The organism is Brevundimonas sp. GW821-FHT10E09, assembly GCF_058809375.1.
Window position 1 is genome coordinate 66,700 of sequence record NZ_JBXASO010000012.1, and the last position, 15,869, is coordinate 82,568.

15 protein-coding genes are annotated in these 15,869 nt (G+C 67.0%); 8 read left to right on the plus strand and 7 right to left on the minus strand.

Annotation, left to right across the window (positions count from 1 at the left end; all coding sequences use genetic code 11):
- Position 1: 1 nt before the first annotated feature.
- Both AC1RSI_RS12415 and AC1RSI_RS12420 read left to right on the plus strand, forming a co-directional pair.
- A complete protein-coding gene (locus tag AC1RSI_RS12415; protein WP_035309639.1) occupies positions 2 to 637 on the plus strand; it encodes a YqiJ family protein in 636 nt (211 codons plus the stop codon).
- Positions 638 to 665: 28 nt separating this feature from the next.
- A complete protein-coding gene (locus AC1RSI_RS12420) occupies positions 666 to 2,480 on the plus strand; it encodes a flotillin family protein (RefSeq protein ID WP_008262613.1) in 1,815 nt (604 codons plus the stop codon).
- A 74-nt stretch (positions 2,481 to 2,554) separates the two neighbouring features.
- Here the strand turns inward: AC1RSI_RS12420 and dapE are convergent, their stop codons facing one another.
- On the minus strand, positions 2,555 to 3,742 hold the full coding sequence (dapE, locus tag AC1RSI_RS12425; RefSeq protein WP_291757232.1) for a succinyl-diaminopimelate desuccinylase: 1,188 nt from the start codon (positions 3,740 to 3,742) through the stop codon (positions 2,555 to 2,557).
- A 42-nt stretch (positions 3,743 to 3,784) separates the two neighbouring features.
- On the opposite strand from dapE, the gene AC1RSI_RS12430 reads away from it, so the two are divergent.
- Together AC1RSI_RS12430 and AC1RSI_RS12435 are read left to right on the plus strand one after the other, a co-directional pair.
- A complete protein-coding gene (locus AC1RSI_RS12430; protein ID WP_447941231.1) occupies positions 3,785 to 4,261 on the plus strand; it encodes a cupin domain-containing protein in 477 nt (158 codons plus the stop codon).
- Positions 4,258 to 5,523 (plus strand): MFS transporter, encoded by a 1,266-nt coding sequence (locus AC1RSI_RS12435; RefSeq protein ID WP_291757236.1) that lies wholly within the window; start codon positions 4,258 to 4,260, stop codon positions 5,521 to 5,523. The genes AC1RSI_RS12430 and AC1RSI_RS12435 overlap by 4 nt, the downstream gene beginning before the upstream one ends.
- A 183-nt stretch (positions 5,524 to 5,706) precedes the next feature.
- Here AC1RSI_RS12435 and AC1RSI_RS12440 read toward each other — a convergent pair whose 3' ends face one another.
- Positions 5,707 to 6,732, minus strand: coding sequence for a 2'-deoxycytidine 5'-triphosphate deaminase (locus AC1RSI_RS12440; RefSeq protein ID WP_154726073.1), 1,026 nt, complete (start codon positions 6,730 to 6,732; stop codon positions 5,707 to 5,709).
- Between the two features lie 81 nt (positions 6,733 to 6,813).
- On the opposite strand from AC1RSI_RS12440, the gene apaG reads away from it, so the two are divergent.
- A complete protein-coding gene (apaG, locus tag AC1RSI_RS12445; protein ID WP_154726072.1) occupies positions 6,814 to 7,221 on the plus strand; it encodes a Co2+/Mg2+ efflux protein ApaG in 408 nt (135 codons plus the stop codon).
- A gap of 533 nt (positions 7,222 to 7,754) precedes the next feature.
- Here apaG and gcrA read toward each other — a convergent pair.
- Positions 7,755 to 8,297, minus strand: a complete 543-nt coding sequence (gcrA, locus tag AC1RSI_RS12450) for a cell cycle sigma 70 cofactor GcrA (protein ID WP_008264310.1) — start codon at positions 8,295 to 8,297, stop codon at positions 7,755 to 7,757.
- 265 nt (positions 8,298 to 8,562) lie between these two features.
- Between gcrA and AC1RSI_RS12455 the strand changes: the two genes are divergently transcribed.
- Positions 8,563 to 9,396, plus strand: a complete 834-nt coding sequence (locus AC1RSI_RS12455; protein ID WP_154726071.1) for an ABC transporter permease — start codon at positions 8,563 to 8,565, stop codon at positions 9,394 to 9,396.
- Here the strand turns inward: AC1RSI_RS12455 and AC1RSI_RS12460 are convergent.
- The 4 genes from AC1RSI_RS12460 to AC1RSI_RS12475 all read right to left on the minus strand — a co-directional run bounded on the left by AC1RSI_RS12460 (position 9,393) and on the right by AC1RSI_RS12475 (position 12,409).
- Entirely contained in the window at positions 9,393 to 9,695 is a 303-nt protein-coding gene (locus AC1RSI_RS12460) for a winged helix-turn-helix domain-containing protein (protein WP_154726070.1), read from the minus strand. The two genes, AC1RSI_RS12455 and AC1RSI_RS12460, sit on opposite strands and share 4 nt — an antisense overlap.
- Positions 9,695 to 10,318 (minus strand): hypothetical protein, encoded by a 624-nt coding sequence (locus tag AC1RSI_RS12465; protein ID WP_230307612.1) that lies wholly within the window; start codon positions 10,316 to 10,318, stop codon positions 9,695 to 9,697. The genes AC1RSI_RS12460 and AC1RSI_RS12465 overlap by 1 nt, the downstream gene beginning before the upstream one ends.
- An 81-nt stretch (positions 10,319 to 10,399) precedes the next feature.
- A complete protein-coding gene (locus AC1RSI_RS12470; RefSeq protein ID WP_154726068.1) occupies positions 10,400 to 10,864 on the minus strand; it encodes a hypothetical protein in 465 nt (154 codons plus the stop codon).
- 99 nt (positions 10,865 to 10,963) lie between these two features.
- Positions 10,964 to 12,409 (minus strand): AMP nucleosidase, encoded by a 1,446-nt coding sequence (locus AC1RSI_RS12475; RefSeq protein ID WP_035308775.1) that lies wholly within the window; start codon positions 12,407 to 12,409, stop codon positions 10,964 to 10,966.
- A gap of 128 nt (positions 12,410 to 12,537) precedes the next feature.
- Between AC1RSI_RS12475 and AC1RSI_RS12480 the strand changes: the two genes are divergently transcribed.
- Positions 12,538 to 13,797 carry a multidrug effflux MFS transporter gene (locus AC1RSI_RS12480; protein WP_035308777.1) on the plus strand — a complete coding sequence of 420 codons (1,260 nt, stop codon included), beginning with the start codon at positions 12,538 to 12,540 and terminating at the stop codon, positions 13,795 to 13,797.
- Between the two features lie 84 nt (positions 13,798 to 13,881).
- Positions 13,882 to 15,837 carry a M1 family metallopeptidase gene (locus tag AC1RSI_RS12485; RefSeq protein WP_154726067.1) on the plus strand — a complete coding sequence of 652 codons (1,956 nt, stop codon included), beginning with the start codon at positions 13,882 to 13,884 and terminating at the stop codon, positions 15,835 to 15,837.
- Positions 15,838 to 15,869 lie beyond the last annotated feature (32 nt).

Below are 15,869 nucleotides of genomic sequence, written 5' to 3' on the forward strand. Positions count from 1 at the left end.
GATGTGGGGGTTTCTTTTTTCGCCGGACAATGTGCCCTTTGTCGCGGCCCTCGTTCTGATGATGCTCATCGGCGTGGTCGAGGCCCTCGGTTTCGGCGGCGGCCTGGCGGCCGGCGATGGGCTCGACGGGGTGGACGCGGACGTCAATGTCGAGACCCCCTCGCTTCTGTCCTGGCTGAATGTCGGGCGGCTGCCGCTGCTGATGTTGATCGTCGTCTTCCTGTTCGCCTTTGGCATGACGGGGCTGATCGGCCAGAGGATCGTCGCCGCAATCGTCGGCCAACCCGCCCCTTGGTTTCTCGCGGCCCCGCTGGCCTTCGCGGTCGGCCTGCCGGTGACGCGAGTCTTCGGTCGCGGCGTCGCCAAGATCATGCCGCGTGACGAGACCTCGGCGGTTTCGCGCGACAGTCTCGTCGGGCGGGTGGCGGTCATTGTCACCGGCGAGTCGCGCCACGCCAGTGCGGCCCAGGCCCGGGTCCGCGACGAGCACGGCCAGGTCCACTACGTCATGGTCGAGCCCGACAACGCTACAGACGTCTTCGCCCAGGGTAGCAGCGTGCTGTTGGTCCGGCATGCGGGGGCCAAATACTTCGCCATTCACAACACCAGCGCGTCGCTGCTCGACGCGTCTGTCTGACGACTTTTCAAGTTTAGGGGCCCTTCAAATGAACTCGCTCATAGAGATCGCCATTCTGTCCGGTGCAGGGCTTGTCGCCCTGTTGATCCTGGGCCTGATCTTCGCTCGCCTGTACAAGCGTGCGTCCAAGGAGACAGCCTTCGTTCGCACCGGCTTCGGCGGCGAGAAGGTCGTCATGAACGGCGGCGCTCTGGTTTTGCCGGTCCTGCACGAGACCATTCAGGTCAATATGAACACCCTGCGTCTGGCGGTTCAGCGCAGCAATGAACAGGCGCTGATCACCAAGGACCGCATGCGTGTCGATGTGCTGGCCGAGTTCTATGTCCGGGTTCAACCCAGCGCCGACGCCATCGCCTCGGCCGCCCAGACCCTGGGCCTGCGGACGATGCACCCCGAACAATTGAAGGACCTGGTCGAGGGCAAGTTCGTCGACGCCCTACGCTCGGTCGCGGCCGAGCTGACGATGACGGAGCTGCACGAGCAGCGCACCCACTTCGTCCAGAAGGTGCAGCAGGTCTCGTCCGAGGACCTGCTGAAGAACGGTCTCGAGCTTGAGACTGTCTCGCTGACCGGCCTCGACCAGACCGCGATGGAGCATTTCAATCCATCCAACGCCTTCGACGCCGAGGGCCTGACGCGGCTGACCGAAGAGATCGAACTGCGCAAGAAGCTGCGCAACGATATCGAACAGGACACCCAGGTCCAGATCCGCACCAAGAACCTTGAGGCCCAGCGCCGTACGCTGGAGATCCAGCGCGACGAAGAATACGCTCAGCTGGAACAGGAGCGCGAGCTCGCCAACCGTCGGGCCGAGCAGGGCGCGGACGTGGCCCGCCAGGAGGCCGAGAAGGCGCGCGAGGCCGAGGCCGCCAAGATCACTTCCCAGCAGCAGATCGAGCAGGCGAGGATCGAGGCCGAGCGTCTCGTCGCCCAGCAACGCATCGCCATGGAACAGGAAGTGGCCGAGCGCGAAATCTCCAAGGCCCGCGCCGTCGAGACCCAGGACATCGAGAAGGCCAAGGCGATCGAACTGTCCGAGCAGGATCGCGACATCGCCGTCGCCGAGAAGTCCCGCGCCCAGTCCGAAGCCAAGGCCGAGGCCGACAAGGCGCTGGCGCTCGCCGTCCAGGCCGAAGAGCAGGTCAAGACGATGCGAGACCGTGAGGCCGCCGATCGTCAGAAGATCATCGAACTGATCGAGGCGACCAAGGAGGCCGAGCGCGAAGCCATCACCGTCCGCGTCGCCGCCGAGGCCGAGAAGATCGCCGCCGCCGACCAGGCCGAAGCCCTGCGTGAACAGGCGCGCGGTCAGGCCGACAAGACCACGATCGAGGCAGAGGCCCAGGCCAAGGCCGTGCGCGCGGCCGCCGAGGCGGCGCGGGTCCACTACGAGGTCGAGGCCGCCGGCCAGCAAGCCTTGAATACGGCGGCGAATCTGCTGTCTGCCGAACAGGTCGCGATGCAGATACGCATCAAGCTGATCGAGAACCTGGACCGTATCATCGCCGAGTCCGTCAAGCCGATGGAGAGCATCGACTCCATCAAGATCGTCCAGGTCGAAGGCCTGAACGGCGGCGGCGCTTCGGCCGGCGCGGGCGCCGGCGGCTCGCACGACGGCAACCTGTCGGAGCAGGTCGTCAGCAGCGCCCTGCGCTATCGCGCCCAGGCCCCGCTGGTCGATCAGCTAATGGCCGAGGTGGGCCTGTCTGGAGCTGATCTGAAGGGATTGACAGGCGCACTACGGACGCCGGAGGCTCCGGCGCCGCAAAGCGACACCCACGCAGACGAAGGCGCCCCCGCGCCGGCGAAGAAGAAGCGACCGGACGCCGCCCAGGCGGACTAGGTCTCGGCGGGACGAGCAGGCTTGGCCTGTTCGTCCCTTGGCTGTAGCAGGGGATTGAGTCTATTTCCCCAGCCTCACAGCCGTTCGAACACCGTCTCGATCACCCGCCGATAGACCGCCGTCAGGGTCTCCAGCTCCGCCGTCGGCACCCGTTCGTCGATCTGGTGCATGGTCTGGCCGACCAGGCCCAGCTCCAGCACCGGGCACAGGGCGCGGATGAAGCGGGCGTCGGAGGTGCCGCCGGTGGTCGAGGCTTCGGGGCGGTGCCCCAGCACGGCCTCGACCGCGTCCTGCACCGCCGCGACGAAGACGCCGGGTTCGGTCAGGAAGGCCTCGCCCGAACACAGGTGGTCCAGGCTGATCTGCAGCCCGGTCTCGGCCTGCATGGCCCCGGCCTCGCGGTTCAGCCAGTCGATCAGGCCGTCGCCGGTATGGCTGGGGTTGAAGCGGATGTTCAGCCGCGCCTTCGCCTCGGCCGGGATGATGTTGGTGGCCGGATTGCCGATGTCGATCGTAGTGATCTCCAGGTTCGACGGGGGGAAACCTTCGTATCCGTCGTCCAGCACATGGTCGTTCAGCCGGCTCATCAGCCGGGCGATGACCGGGGCCGGATTGGCCGCCCGTTCCGGATAGGCGACGTGGCCCTGTTTGCCCGTGACCGTGATCCAGGTGTTCAGCGAGCCGCGCCGCCCGACCTTGATCATGTCGCCCAGGTGCTGCGACGACGAGGGTTCGCCCACGATACAGGCGTCGATCACCTCGCCCTCGGCCGCCAGGGTCTCGACCACCCGTTTGGTGCCGTGCAGCGCCGGGCCTTCCTCGTCCCCGGTGATCAGGAAGGAGAGGGAGCCTTCGACCTCCCCCTCGGCCAGCACCTGGGACACGGCGGCGACCCAGGCGGCGATCCCGCCCTTCATGTCCACCGCGCCCCGGCCGTACAGGACGCCGTCCCTGACCTCGGCGGTGAAGGGTTGCGACGACCACTGTTCCGACGGCCCGGTCGGCACCACGTCCGTATGGCCGGCGAAGCACAGGTTGGGCGAGGCGGTTCCGCGCCGGGCGTACAGGTTCTCGATCCGCGCATGGACCCCTTCGCCCCCCGGCCCCTCGAAGGCCAGGCGGCGGCAGTGGAAGCCGAGGGCCGTCAGATGGCGTTCCAGCACATCCATGGCCCCCTCGTCGGCGGGGGTGACCGAGGGAATACGGATCAGGTCGCGGGTCAGTTCGACAGGATCGATCACAGGAGTTGATGCGCGGCTCATGCGCCTATGCTTTACGGACATCGCGTCACGGCGAGAAGGCCCATGCCCAAGATCGACATCGACGCCGCGCCCCGGGGCGACGGCACGACCTATCCGGATGAATTCGCCGGCCCCTGTCTGTCGCGCCGCCGCTGGAAGCTGGGCGATGCGGCGGGCCTCAGCCAGTTCGGCGTCAACCTGTTGCGCCTGCCCGACGGCGCCTGGTCCAGCCAGCGCCACTGGCACGAAGCCGAGGACGAGTTCGTCATGGTGGTGGAGGGCGAGGTCGTCCTGATCGAGGACGACGGCGAGACGGTGCTTCGCGCCGGCGACTGCGCCGGCTTCAAGGCCGGCGTTCCGAACGGCCACAGGATCGAGAACCGATCCGGCCATGAGGCGGTTCTGCTGGAGGTCGGCACGCGCAGCCCGACCGTCACCCCTTGCGACTACCCCGATATCGACATGGTCCTGCCTGCGGGCGCGGACCGATACTTCCACCGCGACGGTTCGCCCTATCCGAAACAGCCCAGACGCACGTGACCACAGACTCTACCGACACCGCCCCTGCCGAAGGCCCCGACAGTCCGTGGGGCATCCGCGATTTCCGCCTGTTGTGGTTCGGCCGCGTGGTCGCCGTGCTGGCGATCCAGATCCAGTCCTCGGCCCTGTTGTGGCAGGTCTATGAGATCGCCCGGCGCGACCATCCGATCGAGGAGGCCAGCCTGTATCTGGGCCTGGTCGGCCTGTGTCAGTTCCTGCCGCTGCTGGCCTTCACCCTGCCGGCGGGAGCCATGGCCGACCGCCGCGACAGGAAGCGCACCGTCTGGATCTCCATCCTGGTCGAGGCGGCCTGCGCCGGGTCGTTCCTGGCCATGGCGCTTCACGGAAACCCGCCCCTGTGGGGTCTGCTGGCGGTGGCGGCCCTGTTCGGCGCGGCGCGGGCCTTCCTGGCGCCGGCCAGCCAGGCCTTCCTGCCGATGGTGGTGGGGCGTAAGGCCCTGCCGCCCGCCATCGCGGCCCAGTCCATCGCCTTCCAGACCGGGGCCATCGCCGGTCCGGCCCTGGGCGGGGTGATCGTGGGCGTCAATGTGCCCCTGGCCTATGCCGTGTCCCTGGGCATGTTCCTGCTGGCGGTGGCGGCCTTCATCCTGATCCGCACCAGCGGCAAGCCCGCGCCCCAGGCCAATCCCCTGTCGCCGATCGACTCGGTCAAGGAGGGGCTGGCCTATGTGTGGAAGACCAAGATCGTCCTGGGCGCCATCTCCCTGGACCTGGTCGTGGTCCTGCTGGCGGGCGTCGCGCTTCTGACGCCGATCTTCGCCCGCGACATCCTTCATGTCGGTCCGCAAGGCTTCGGCCTGCTACGCGCGGCCTTCGGGGTGGGGGCCATGGGCATGGCCATCTATCTGAGCCGCTTCCCGATCCGGCGGAACGGCGGGCGCTGGATGTTCTCGGCCGTGGCGGTGTTCGGCATCTGCACCCTGACCTTCGGCCTGTCCAGGATCGTCTGGCTGTCCGGCCTGGCCCTGCTGATCGGCGGGGCGGCGGACATGATCAGCGTCAACGTCCGCCAGACCCTGATCCAGCTGGCCACGCCCGATCATATGCGCGGTCGGGTCTCGTCCGTGTCGATGCTGTTCATCGGCGCCTCGAACGAACTGGGCGAGGCCTATTCCGGCGTCATGGTCCGCATCCTGGGCGCGGTCGGGGCGGCGGTGTTCGGCGGCGTCGGAGCGCTGGCGGCGACGGGGGCGTGGTCGGCGATGTTCCCGGGGCTGAGGAAGGCGAACAAGCTGACGTGAGGTCTCCGTCTCTCCCTCCCCCTGCGGGGGAGGGGCGTCGCGTAGTGACGGGGTGGGGGCGGCCAGGCGACGACGCACGGACTTGATCGGGCGAGGTCTGCGACGCGTCGCCCGGCCCGCCCCGCCCGGCTTCGCCTGCGGCTCAGCCCCCCTCCCCCGCAGGGGGAGGGAGAGGCCTGTGGCTCACCACGCCCTGAAATGCTTCGACAGTTTCAGGCCCTGGTTCTGATAGTGGCTGCCGCTCTCGCCATACAGGCGGCTGGGACGTTCGGTCAGGGGTTCGTAGACCAGGCGGGCGACGATCTGGCCGTGTTCCAGCAGGAAGGGCGTATCGTGGGTGCGGACCTCCAGCACCCCCTTGGACCCCGCGCCGTGCGCCTCGTCCGTGCCGAAGCCGGGGTCGAAGAAGCCGGCGTAGTGGACGCGGAACTCGCCGACCGACGGGTCGATGGGGGTCATTTCGGCGGCCTGGTCGACCGGGATCTCGACGTCGTCGGACGAGGCCAGGATGTAGAACTCGCCGGGATCGAGCAGCAGTTCGCCACGCCGCAGCGTCAGCGGCTCCCAGAAATCGCGCGGGTCGTGGCCGTCGATATGGTCCAGATCGACCACCCCCGCATGGCGACGGCCGCGGAAGCCGACGATGTCGCCGCCTTGCAGATCGACGCCGACGCTGCGGGTCTCCAGCTTGGGCGGATCGCCGGCCTTGAGCCGCAGCTGGTTCAGCCGGGTGCCGGGCCGCACCAGGATGGAGAAGGTCTGGGGCGCGACCTCCATATAGAGGGGGCCGTCATAGCCCTCGGCCACATCGTCGAAACTGGCGCCCTGATCGGTCAGCAGGCGCACGAAGACATCGACGCGGCCGGTTGAGGACTTGGGATTGGCGCGCGCGATCAGACCCTTGGGCAGTTTGAGCCGCTCTTGAAGGCGCACGATATAGACGCAGCCCTTCTCCAGCACGACGCCGGCGTCGGTGATCTCGATGGCGTGCATGGCCACATCGGCGATCCGTTCCTCGACCTTGCGCCGGCCGGGCAGGAAGGAGGCGCGCACGCGCCAGGCTTGGTCCGACAGCCGCAGGTCCAGGCTGGCCGGCTGGACCTGATCGGGATCGAACGGGGTGTCCGACGTGATGGCGCCCGTGGCGATCAGCGTCTCGATGGACTGGGCGGGCAGGATGCCGGGACGGGGCGCTTGGAAGGAGCTCATGGCGTCTGTCTCACACGGTTTTCGCGGCTTGTCTCCAAGTCGCGCTTGCAGCCCGCGCGCGGCGGGGCGAGCATATAGCCCATGCACGATGGTCCTGCCTATACCGCCGAAACGAACGGCATCCTGATCCGGGTCCGGCCCAGCTATCTGGCGGGCCAGTCGGACCCCGACGAGGGCCGCTGGGTCTGGGCCTATCAGGTCGAGATCGTGAATCTGAGCGGATCGACGGTGCAGCTGATGGCGCGCCGCTGGACCATCACCGACGGTCACGGCCATGTCGAAGAGGTGCGCGGCCCCGGCGTGGTGGGCGAACAGCCGGTGATCGAGCCGGGCGCCAGCTACGCCTACGCCTCGGGCTGCCCGCTGCCGACTGACAGCGGGTCGATGGTCGGCGCCTATTATATGACGGACGCGGACGGCCGCAGCTTCGAGGCCGAGATCCCGGCCTTTTCGCTGGATACGCCGGATGCGCGACGGGTGTTGAACTGAGGTCTATATAGTTTACGATTCAGCGGGATATTTCCGCCGCAGCAGGCGCACTCTCGCTCTGCGAACGGGCGGCGCCAGGGAGATGGCGACGCCGACGAGACTGGCGGCCAGCCCGACAAATCCTGAGACCATAAGGTCGTGCGTCAAGCCAAGCGCGGCGGGAAATCCAAGCGCGGCCGGAAGGGCGGCTGCAACGACGATGACGCGGTCCGGTATGCTCATGACGCCAACCTGCCGTCGTCCGCTGAAGAACTCGCTAACGTCCGCCTGTGGCTCTCTACAACCAGTTGGGACGTTTCTGATGGAAGCACCGCAACCAAGGCGGATGGGGCTGCGTCAACCCGGATGAACCGCAGCCCCGCCCCCTGAAGTCTCGCCGGCCGCTTGCGCAGGCCGGCGAGGGGGAAGTCGGCTCCCTAAAGAGCATCTCTTTGTGGCGCTATGTTCGCGACGCGGTCGCCCACGGCTTGAGCGCATTCGTGTGCTCCCGCGCGAAGCGCCGCGCTCAAGTAGCGCGAAGCGCGATAGCGCCCTTAGATGTAGCGCCGCAGGCTGCGGGCCAGGTCCGAACCGCTTTCCTTGGCGCCGCGACGGACTTGCGGCTGGTAGGCGACGCGGGCGTGTTCGACGCAATAGACGCCTTCCGAGGCGCGGCGGCCGCAGAAGCTGAACTCGCGCGAGGACGGGTCGCCGATCGGCCATTTGCACATATGCGCGCCCAGGGTCATGACCGTGGCCGTGCCCGGCAGGTCCGGGATCGGGGCGGCCGGGGGCGTCGGCGGGACCGGCTTGGACGAGACGGCTTCCAGGCGGCGCGGAGCCGAAGCCTGGGGCGCCTGGGCCGGGGTCGCGGCCGGAGCGGCCGGACGCGGGCGGGTGGTGCGGAAGCTGGTCGCGGTGCGCGCCGGCTGCGACGGGGCGGCCCGGCCCGACAGGCCCAGACGGTGCACCTTGCCGATCACGGCGTTGCGGGTGACCCCGCCGCCCAATTGTTTGGCGATCTGGCTCGCGGACTGGCCCTCGAGCCAGAGCTTCTTCAGCGCGCCTACGCGGTCGTCGGTCCAGCCTGCGGTCATGCCACCCTCAGCGAGTTTGGATTCAATATCTAGGTCCAGGCTCCCCCTCCGGGGTCTTGACCTACCACTAATCGTAAACCAGCCATTAAGAGACGCAAGATGTGCGAATCAACCGTCCACAGAAACCAGATATTGAATCTTCGTTAAGGTTAAGACGGGTTCGTCAGGCGTGACGCGTGAATCGTGAGTCAGCGAAGGTCACGATTCACCAGTCACGAGTCACCCCGACCTTGCGAAGCCAGGCCTCAGAGCGCATCTGGCGGCCATGACCGAGACCGCGCCGAACCTGATCTCCACCCGCCCCGCCGGCCTGCCGCAGCCGCGGCGTTATCCGGGGGTCAACTGGATCGGGGTGCAGACCCTGTATCTGCGCGAGGTGCGGCGGTTCTGGAAGGTGGGGGCCCAGACGGTGGCGGCGCCGGTGGTGACGACCCTGCTCTATATGCTGGTCTTCGTGGTCGCGCTTCAGGGCGCCCGGCCGCCGCTGCACGGCACGCCCTTCGCCCTGTTCGTGGCGCCCGGCCTGATCATGATGGCGGTGCTGAACAACGCCTTCGCCAACGCCTCGTCCAGCCTGATCCAGGCCAAGATCATGGGCACGGCCACCGACTTCCTGACCCCGCCGCTCAGCCCGCTGGAACTGACGATGGGCTTCACCCTGGGCGCCGCGACGCGCGGGGCGGTGGTCGGTCTGGTCACGGCCCTGTGCGTCCTGCCATTCGCGCCGCTCGGCGTGGCCAATATCTTCGCCATCGTCTGGTTCGCCCTGGCCGCCAGTTTCATCATGGGCATGACCGGGATTCTGGCGGGCCTTTGGAGCGAGAAGTTCGACCATCTGTCGGCGGTCCAGAACTTCATCGTCATGCCCATGACCTTCCTGTCGGGCACCTTCTATCTGGTCGACAACCTGCCCGAGCCGTTCCGCTCGTTCAGCCGCTACAATCCCTTCTTCTATCTGATCGACGGCTTCCGCTACGGCTTCATCGGCCATGCCGAGAGCAACCTGACGGTCGGCGTGATCGGTTCGGCCGTGCTGATGGTCGTCATGGGAGTCGTCTGCTGGCTGGTGTTCCGCTCGGGCTGGCGTCTGAAGAGCTAGCGCGCCGGAAGCAGCCCCGCCATGGCGTCCAGATAGGCGACGAAGGCGGTCCGGCCCTCTTCGGTCAGCCGGGCCTCGGTCAGGGGCTTGCGGCCGACAAAGCTCTTGGTCACGGCGACGAAGCCCGCCTCCTCCAGCTTTCGCAGATGGACCGACAGATTGCCGTCGGTCGTCTGCAACCGGGCCTTCAGCGTGTTGAAATCCGCCGCCTCGGCCCCGGACAGATAGGCCATGATCCCCAGCCGGATCCGCCCGTGGATCACCTCGTCGATCCGGCTGATATCGAAATCATCCGCCATCAGACGATCTCCGACGGTTCCTGCCGCATCAGGATCAGGCCGGGAACAAAGGCGACGGCGAAGATCACCACGGTGAAGACCAGGTACATGGCCATGTCGCCGGCGAACCACCCCATCACCACAGCGCCGATGTAGGACAGGATCCCCGTCATCGTCATCCAGCGCACGCACGTCATGGCGCCCGCGATTATCCAGGCCGAGCCATAGGCCACGAAGACGATGGTCGGCATGGCCATCATCACCGACCAATCGCCAGACTTAAGCCCCATGGCCATAAACCCCATCCAGGTGGCGAAGATCCCATATCCAACCGCCGACCAGGCAGAGCCGACCGCGCGATTGCCCGACGAGTTGAAGCCCGGCTTGCCCTTCATCCGACCGATCAGAACCGCCAGGGCCGCGCCGAACACGAGGCCGGATCCGATCCAGAGCCAGACCGGCGCCCAGGGCGAGACGTCGATCACGTCGGTGAGCAGAGCCCACTGAGCCAGATTGGCCGCCCCGAAAATAACCGCGGCCGTCACCAGCACCGGCCCCGCCAGCAACGGCGCGTGCCGCCCCTCCTGGGCCAGGGCCCGCATATAGGCGATGTCGTCCTGGATAGCTTGTGTGTCTCGCGTCATGGAGCCCTCCTCCTGAAATCCGATGATCACAGGATGCACAATGCACTTTGACTTGTAAAGTTCTTTTTCGGTCTAGCGTTTTCAGGATCGGCGACGAGCCTTTCGCACCGCCAGGCGGATCGCGATCGAAACGCGAATAACCGCAAGAAGCATGTTCATTCCGTAGAGCCAGCAGAACGCCAGTGCGGCAAACGCCAAACCGCGCGCAATCCCTTCAGCCGCCGCGCCGACCGCCAAGAACATCAGAGCGCCCAACAGGCAGAACATCATCGCATTGAAGCTGCGCAGGTTATAATGGAGGCGCCGCCCCTTCGCGCTCTGGCTGATCCAGAAGCGCCCCCGATCCAGCATGATCATCGCTCGCCAGTTCCTGCCGATTAAGCCGGCGCCCGGCGCCGTGAACGACAGATTTTCAGGGCCGCGCCGCGCAATGAACATGCCTTGACGGATCAACAGACGCTCGACCTCCGCAAGCACGGCCTCATTAGCCGTCGTTGGAGCCACCGACACGGTCCCCCGGAGTCGCCAGAGAAAGTCGAAGATCATGAACTTTCCTCCCGATCTCCAAGGCGTGCCGTGACCCGCGCTGAACGGCCGTCATAGCCTGCCTCCTCCCCGCAAAGGCGGGGAGGAGGCAGGCGGCGATCACCGGAACGGCGGCTCGTCGAAGGCACGGAGTTTGCGCGAATGCAGGCGCGAACCCTCGTTGCGCATCAGGTCCACCGCCTGAATGCCGATCTGGAGGTGTTCCGAGATCGAGCCTTCGTAGAAGCGGTTGGCCTGGCCCGGCAGTTTGATCTCTCCGTGCAGCGGCTTGTCCGAGACGCACAGCAGGGTGCCGTAGGGGACGCGGAACCGGTAGCCCTGGGCGGCGATGGTGGCGCTTTCCATATCGATGGCGACGGCGCGGCTCTGGTTGAAGCGCAGGGCCGACTTGGAATAGCGCAGCTCCCAGTTCCGGTCGTCGGTGGTGACTACCGTGCCGGTGCGCAGGCGCAGCTTGACCTCGTCGCCGGGCATGCCGCTGACCGACTTGGTCGCATCGTACAGGGCGCGCTGGACCTCGGCGATCGAGGGGATCGGAATGTCCGGCGGAAGGACCGCGTCCAGCACATGGTCGTCGCGCAGATAGGCGTGGGCCAGCACATAGTCGCCGATGGTCTGGCTGGCGCGCAGGCCGCCGCAATGCCCGATCATCAGCCAGACATGCGGGCGGGTGACGGCGAGGTGGTCGGTGATGGTCTTGGCGTTGGACGGGCCGACGCCGATATTGACCAGGGTCACGCCCTTATGGCCCGGCGCGGTCAGGTGATAGGCCGGCATCTGGTGCTTCTTCCAGGCCGTGTCGCTGATCGAGGCCTCGGGATTGGGCGTGTCGCGCGTGATCACCACCCCGCCGGCGCAGGACAGGGTCTCATACGGCGTGCCCGGCGTCTGAAGCTGCTCGATGGCCCAGCGCACGAACTCGTCGACGTAGCGATTATAGTTGGTGAACAGGACATAGGACTGGACATCGTCCACCGCCGTGCCGGTGTAGTGCCGCAGCCGCGCCAGCGAGAAGTCGGTCCTCAACCCGTCGAAATGAGACAGGGGGAAGTCGCCGCCCATGTCGAACAGGCCGTCGGCGATCTCGTCGCCGATATGGGCCAGGTCCGTGGTCGGGAACCAGCGCGCCAGGGCCGCCGTCATCGACCGGTCCAGCGCCACCTCGAGACCGTCGGTCACATAGGGGAAGGGGATTTCCTGCTTCGAGATCCCGACCTCGAAGGTCGCGGCGTACTCCTGCTCCAGCAGGCCCAGCTGTTCGGTCAGATAGGGGCGGAACAGGTCCGGCCGCGTGATCGTGGTGGCGTAGGTTCCCTGTTTCGACAGCCGGGCGTAGGCGCGCGGCTCCAGGTCCTGGGGACGATCCCCGTCCCAGCGGATGCGAAGTTCGGGATAGGCGAACACCCCTTCGGCGCGTTTCAGCGGATCGGGCCGCGCGCCGGTCTCGACGAAATCCCGCACGGCGTCGCGCAGGTTGGTCACGGATTGGGTGTAGAGGGTTTCGAGGCGGTCCAGCGCCGCCTGTGCTGTCATCTGTTCTGTCATGACTTCCTCTAGCGAAGCTTCGTGACAATGGCGAGGCGTTGCGGCTTCAATCTCGATTTCGCTGCATTGCAGCAATTTATGACGCCTGCGCGGTTGCGGTTCGGGCGATTGCCGGGCATCTGCCGGGCATGTCCGCCGCACCTGCCTCGCCGCCCGCCCAGCCCGCCAGGAAGGAGCCCGGCTTCGTCGAGTTCGTCTGCCTGATCGCCCTGATGATGGCGCTGAACGCCCTGGCGATCGACTCGATGCTGCCGGCCCTGCCGCACATCGGCGCCGACCTGAACGTGGCGACCGACAACGACCGCCAGTGGGTGGTGACGGCCTATCTGCTCGGTTTCGGCGGGGCCCAGCTGTTCTACGGCCCGCTGGCGGACCGGTTCGGGCGCAAGCCTGTCCTGCTGTTCGGCGTCGGCGTCTATGTGGTGTTCAGCCTGCTGGCGACCCTGGCGCCCACCTTCGACATGCTGATCCTGGCGCGGATCGGCCAGGGCCTGGGCAGCGCCTGCACCCGCGTGCTGGCCGTCTCCATCGTGCGCGACCGCTACGAAGGCCGCACCATGGCCCGGGTCATGTCCTTCAGCTTCCTGGTCTTCCTAGGCGTGCCCATCCTGGCGCCGTCGCTGGGGCAGTTGATCATGCTGGTCGGACCGTGGCGCTGGATCTTCGCGGGCCTGGGCCTGATCGGCGTGGGCCTGATCGTCTGGGCGTCGCTTCGTCTGCCCGAGACGCTGAAGCCCGAGGATCGGCTGCCGATCCGGGTGAAACGCCTGACCTCGGCCTACAGGACCGCCCTGACCGACCGCACCGCCGTCGGCTACACCCTGGCCATGACGGCCATCACCGGGGCGCTGTTCGGCTTCATCAACTCGTCGCAGCAGATCTTCTCCGACGTCTTCGACGCCGAGGCGGCCTTCCCGGCCGTCTTCGCCCTGATCGCCGGCGGCATCGCCGTGGCCTCGATCGTCAATGCGCGGCTGGTGGTCCGGCTGGGATCGCGCAAGATCTCGCACACGGCCCTGATCGGCTTCACCGCCATTTCGGCCATCCACGCCGCCGTGGCGATCAGCGGGCATGAATCGATCTGGACCTTCGCCGTGCTGCAGACACTGACCATGTTCTGCTTCGGCCTGATCGCCGGCAACTTCGGCGCCATGGCCATGGAGACCATGGGCCATATCGCCGGCACCGCCGCCTCGATCCAGGGCTTCGTCTCCACCATCTTCGGCTCGCTGCTGGGTTTTGCGGTGGGTCAACAGTTCAACGGCACCACCGTGCCCATGGTCCTGGGCTTCACCGTCTTCGGCCTGATCGCCCTGGCCTGGGTCCTGTTCGCCGAGCGCGGCCGGCTGTTCCGGTCGCATCACGCGCCCGGCGCGACGGCGCACTGAGGCTTTACCGACCGCAGGCTTGATCTTTTCGACGTTTCCGCGCGTTCTCCGGCCAACCCCTCTAGTCAGCCCCGGAAAGCCTCGATGAAGCGCAAAGCCTTCGGTCTCGTCTCCGCCCTCGCCCTTGCTTCGGTTCTCGGCCTCGGCGCCTGTTCCACCCCGACCGGAGGAACCGCGTCGATGACGCCGCCCGCCATCGCCCCCGCGCCCGGCCCCGACGCGGTCGACAGCCACACCTACGCCCGGCCCGAGATCGCCCGCGTCGTCGACGTCGCCCTGGACCTGACCGCCGACTTCAACGCCAAGACCCTGTCGGGGACGGCGACCCTGGACATCCTGGCCGTCCCCGGCGCCAATGAGGTGATCCTGGACATCCGCAACCTGGACATCCAGGACGTGCGCGACGCCTCAGGGCAATCGCTGCGCTATGTCGTCGGCGACAATGACGCCATCAAGGGCCAGCCCCTGACCGTCTATTTCCCGGCCTTCGCGCCCAATGAACGGCGCAAAATCACCGTCCGCTATTCGACCCGTCCCGACGCGGCGGCCCTGCAATGGCTGAGCCCGACCCAGACGGCGGGCGGCCAGAAGCCCTATCTGTTCAGCCAGGGCCAGGCCATCCTGACCCGCACCTGGGTTCCGACCCAGGACAGCCCCGGCATCCGCCAGACCTATTCGGCCCGCATCACCGCCCCGGCCGACCTGACCGTGGTCATGAGCGCCGACCAGCTGACGCCCAAGGGCGAAGCGGCGGCGAATGGCATGAAGACCTGGCGCTTCCGGATGGACAATCCGATCCCGCCCTATCTGATCGCCATCGGCGTCGGCGACATCGCCTTCGCCCCGTTCGACGAGCGGACCGGCGTCTGGACCGAGCCCAGCCGCCTGCGCGCCGCCGCCGCAGAACTGGAGCCGACCGCCGAAATGGTGGACGCGGCCGAGAAACTGTACGGCCCCTATCGCTGGGGCCGGTATGACCTGCTGGTCCTGCCGCCTTCCTTCCCGTTCGGCGGGATGGAGAACCCAAAACTGACCTTCGCCACCCCGACCATCATCGCCGGCGACCAGTCGCTGGTCTCCCTGGTGGCGCACGAACTGGCCCACTCCTGGTCGGGCAATCTGGTCACCAACGCCACCTGGAACGACTTCTGGCTGAACGAGGGTTTCACCACCTATTTCGAGAACCGGATCATGGAGTCGATCTACGGCCATGACCGCGCGGTGCAGGAACAGGTGCTGAGCTGGGACGGGCTGCAGGACGAGCTGAAATCCCTGCCCGCCGCCGACACCCGCCTGCATCTGGACCTGACCGACCGCGATCCCGACGACGGCATGAACACCATCGCCTATGACAAGGGTTCGGCCTTCCTGCGCACCATCGAGCGGATCGCCGGGCGCGAGAAGTTCGACGCCTGGCTGCGCGGCTATTTCGACCGCAACGCCTATCGGCCCATGACCACGGCCATGTTCCTGGAGGACATCCGCACCCATCTGGTGAAGGGCGACGCAGCTCTGGAATCCGAACTGCAGCTGGACGCCTGGGTCTATCAGCCCGGCCTGCCGTCCAACGCCGTGGCCCCGGTCTCGAACGCCTTCACCCCGGTCGATGCGGCCGCCGTGGCCTTCTTCAAGGACAAGGGGCCGGCCTCCGCCATTCCGTGGGCGGAGTGGAACACCCAGCAGCGCCAGCGTTTCCTCGGCTGGCGTCCCGAAGGCCTGGCCGCCAACGCCGACTGGCTGACCGCCGCCCAACTGGCGGATCTGGAGCGCACCCTGAACCTGGCGAACGAAGGCAACAGCGAACTGACCTTCGCCTGGCTGCAGATCGCCCTGGCCCACCGCTATCAGCCTGCGGTCGCCACGGCGGAGAAATTCCTGACCAGCCAGGGCCGGCGCAAGTTCGTCCTGCCCCTGTTCCAGACCCTGTGGAACGAGGGCGACTGGGGCCGCCCCATCGCTCGCCGTATCTACGCCGAGGCCCGGCCGTTGTATCATCCCGTTACCAGCGGTTCGGTCGATCAACTGGTCGGCCGACCGTAACCTGTCCGCGCCTCCTCCCCGCGTTGCGGGGA

Bases quoted from the DNA above. Each gene is read 5' to 3' on its own strand.
- AC1RSI_RS12480 (WP_035308777.1), top strand. From the start codon at position 12,538: ATGTCCGCCGCACCTGCCTCGCCGCCCGCCCAGCCCGCCAGGAAGGAG.
- AC1RSI_RS12415 (WP_035309639.1), top strand. From the start codon at position 2: ATGTGGGGGTTTCTTTTTTCGCCGGACAATGTGCCCTTTGTCGCGGCC.
- AC1RSI_RS12460 (WP_154726070.1), bottom strand. From the start codon at position 9,695: ATGGCGGATGATTTCGATATCAGCCGGATCGACGAGGTGATCCACGGG.
- gcrA (WP_008264310.1), bottom strand. From the start codon at position 8,297: ATGACCGCAGGCTGGACCGACGACCGCGTAGGCGCGCTGAAGAAGCTC.
- AC1RSI_RS12440 (WP_154726073.1), bottom strand. From the start codon at position 6,732: ATGAGCTCCTTCCAAGCGCCCCGTCCCGGCATCCTGCCCGCCCAGTCC.
- AC1RSI_RS12470 (WP_154726068.1), bottom strand. From the start codon at position 10,864: ATGATCTTCGACTTTCTCTGGCGACTCCGGGGGACCGTGTCGGTGGCT.
- AC1RSI_RS12475 (WP_035308775.1), bottom strand. From the start codon at position 12,409: ATGACAGAACAGATGACAGCACAGGCGGCGCTGGACCGCCTCGAAACC.
- AC1RSI_RS12465 (WP_230307612.1), bottom strand. From the start codon at position 10,318: ATGACGCGAGACACACAAGCTATCCAGGACGACATCGCCTATATGCGG.
- AC1RSI_RS12420 (WP_008262613.1), top strand. From the start codon at position 666: ATGAACTCGCTCATAGAGATCGCCATTCTGTCCGGTGCAGGGCTTGTC.
- dapE (WP_291757232.1), bottom strand. From the start codon at position 3,742: ATGAGCCGCGCATCAACTCCTGTGATCGATCCTGTCGAACTGACCCGC.
- AC1RSI_RS12485 (WP_154726067.1), top strand. From the start codon at position 13,882: ATGAAGCGCAAAGCCTTCGGTCTCGTCTCCGCCCTCGCCCTTGCTTCG.
- AC1RSI_RS12430 (WP_447941231.1), top strand. From the start codon at position 3,785: ATGCCCAAGATCGACATCGACGCCGCGCCCCGGGGCGACGGCACGACC.
- apaG (WP_154726072.1), top strand. From the start codon at position 6,814: ATGCACGATGGTCCTGCCTATACCGCCGAAACGAACGGCATCCTGATC.
- AC1RSI_RS12455 (WP_154726071.1), top strand. From the start codon at position 8,563: ATGACCGAGACCGCGCCGAACCTGATCTCCACCCGCCCCGCCGGCCTG.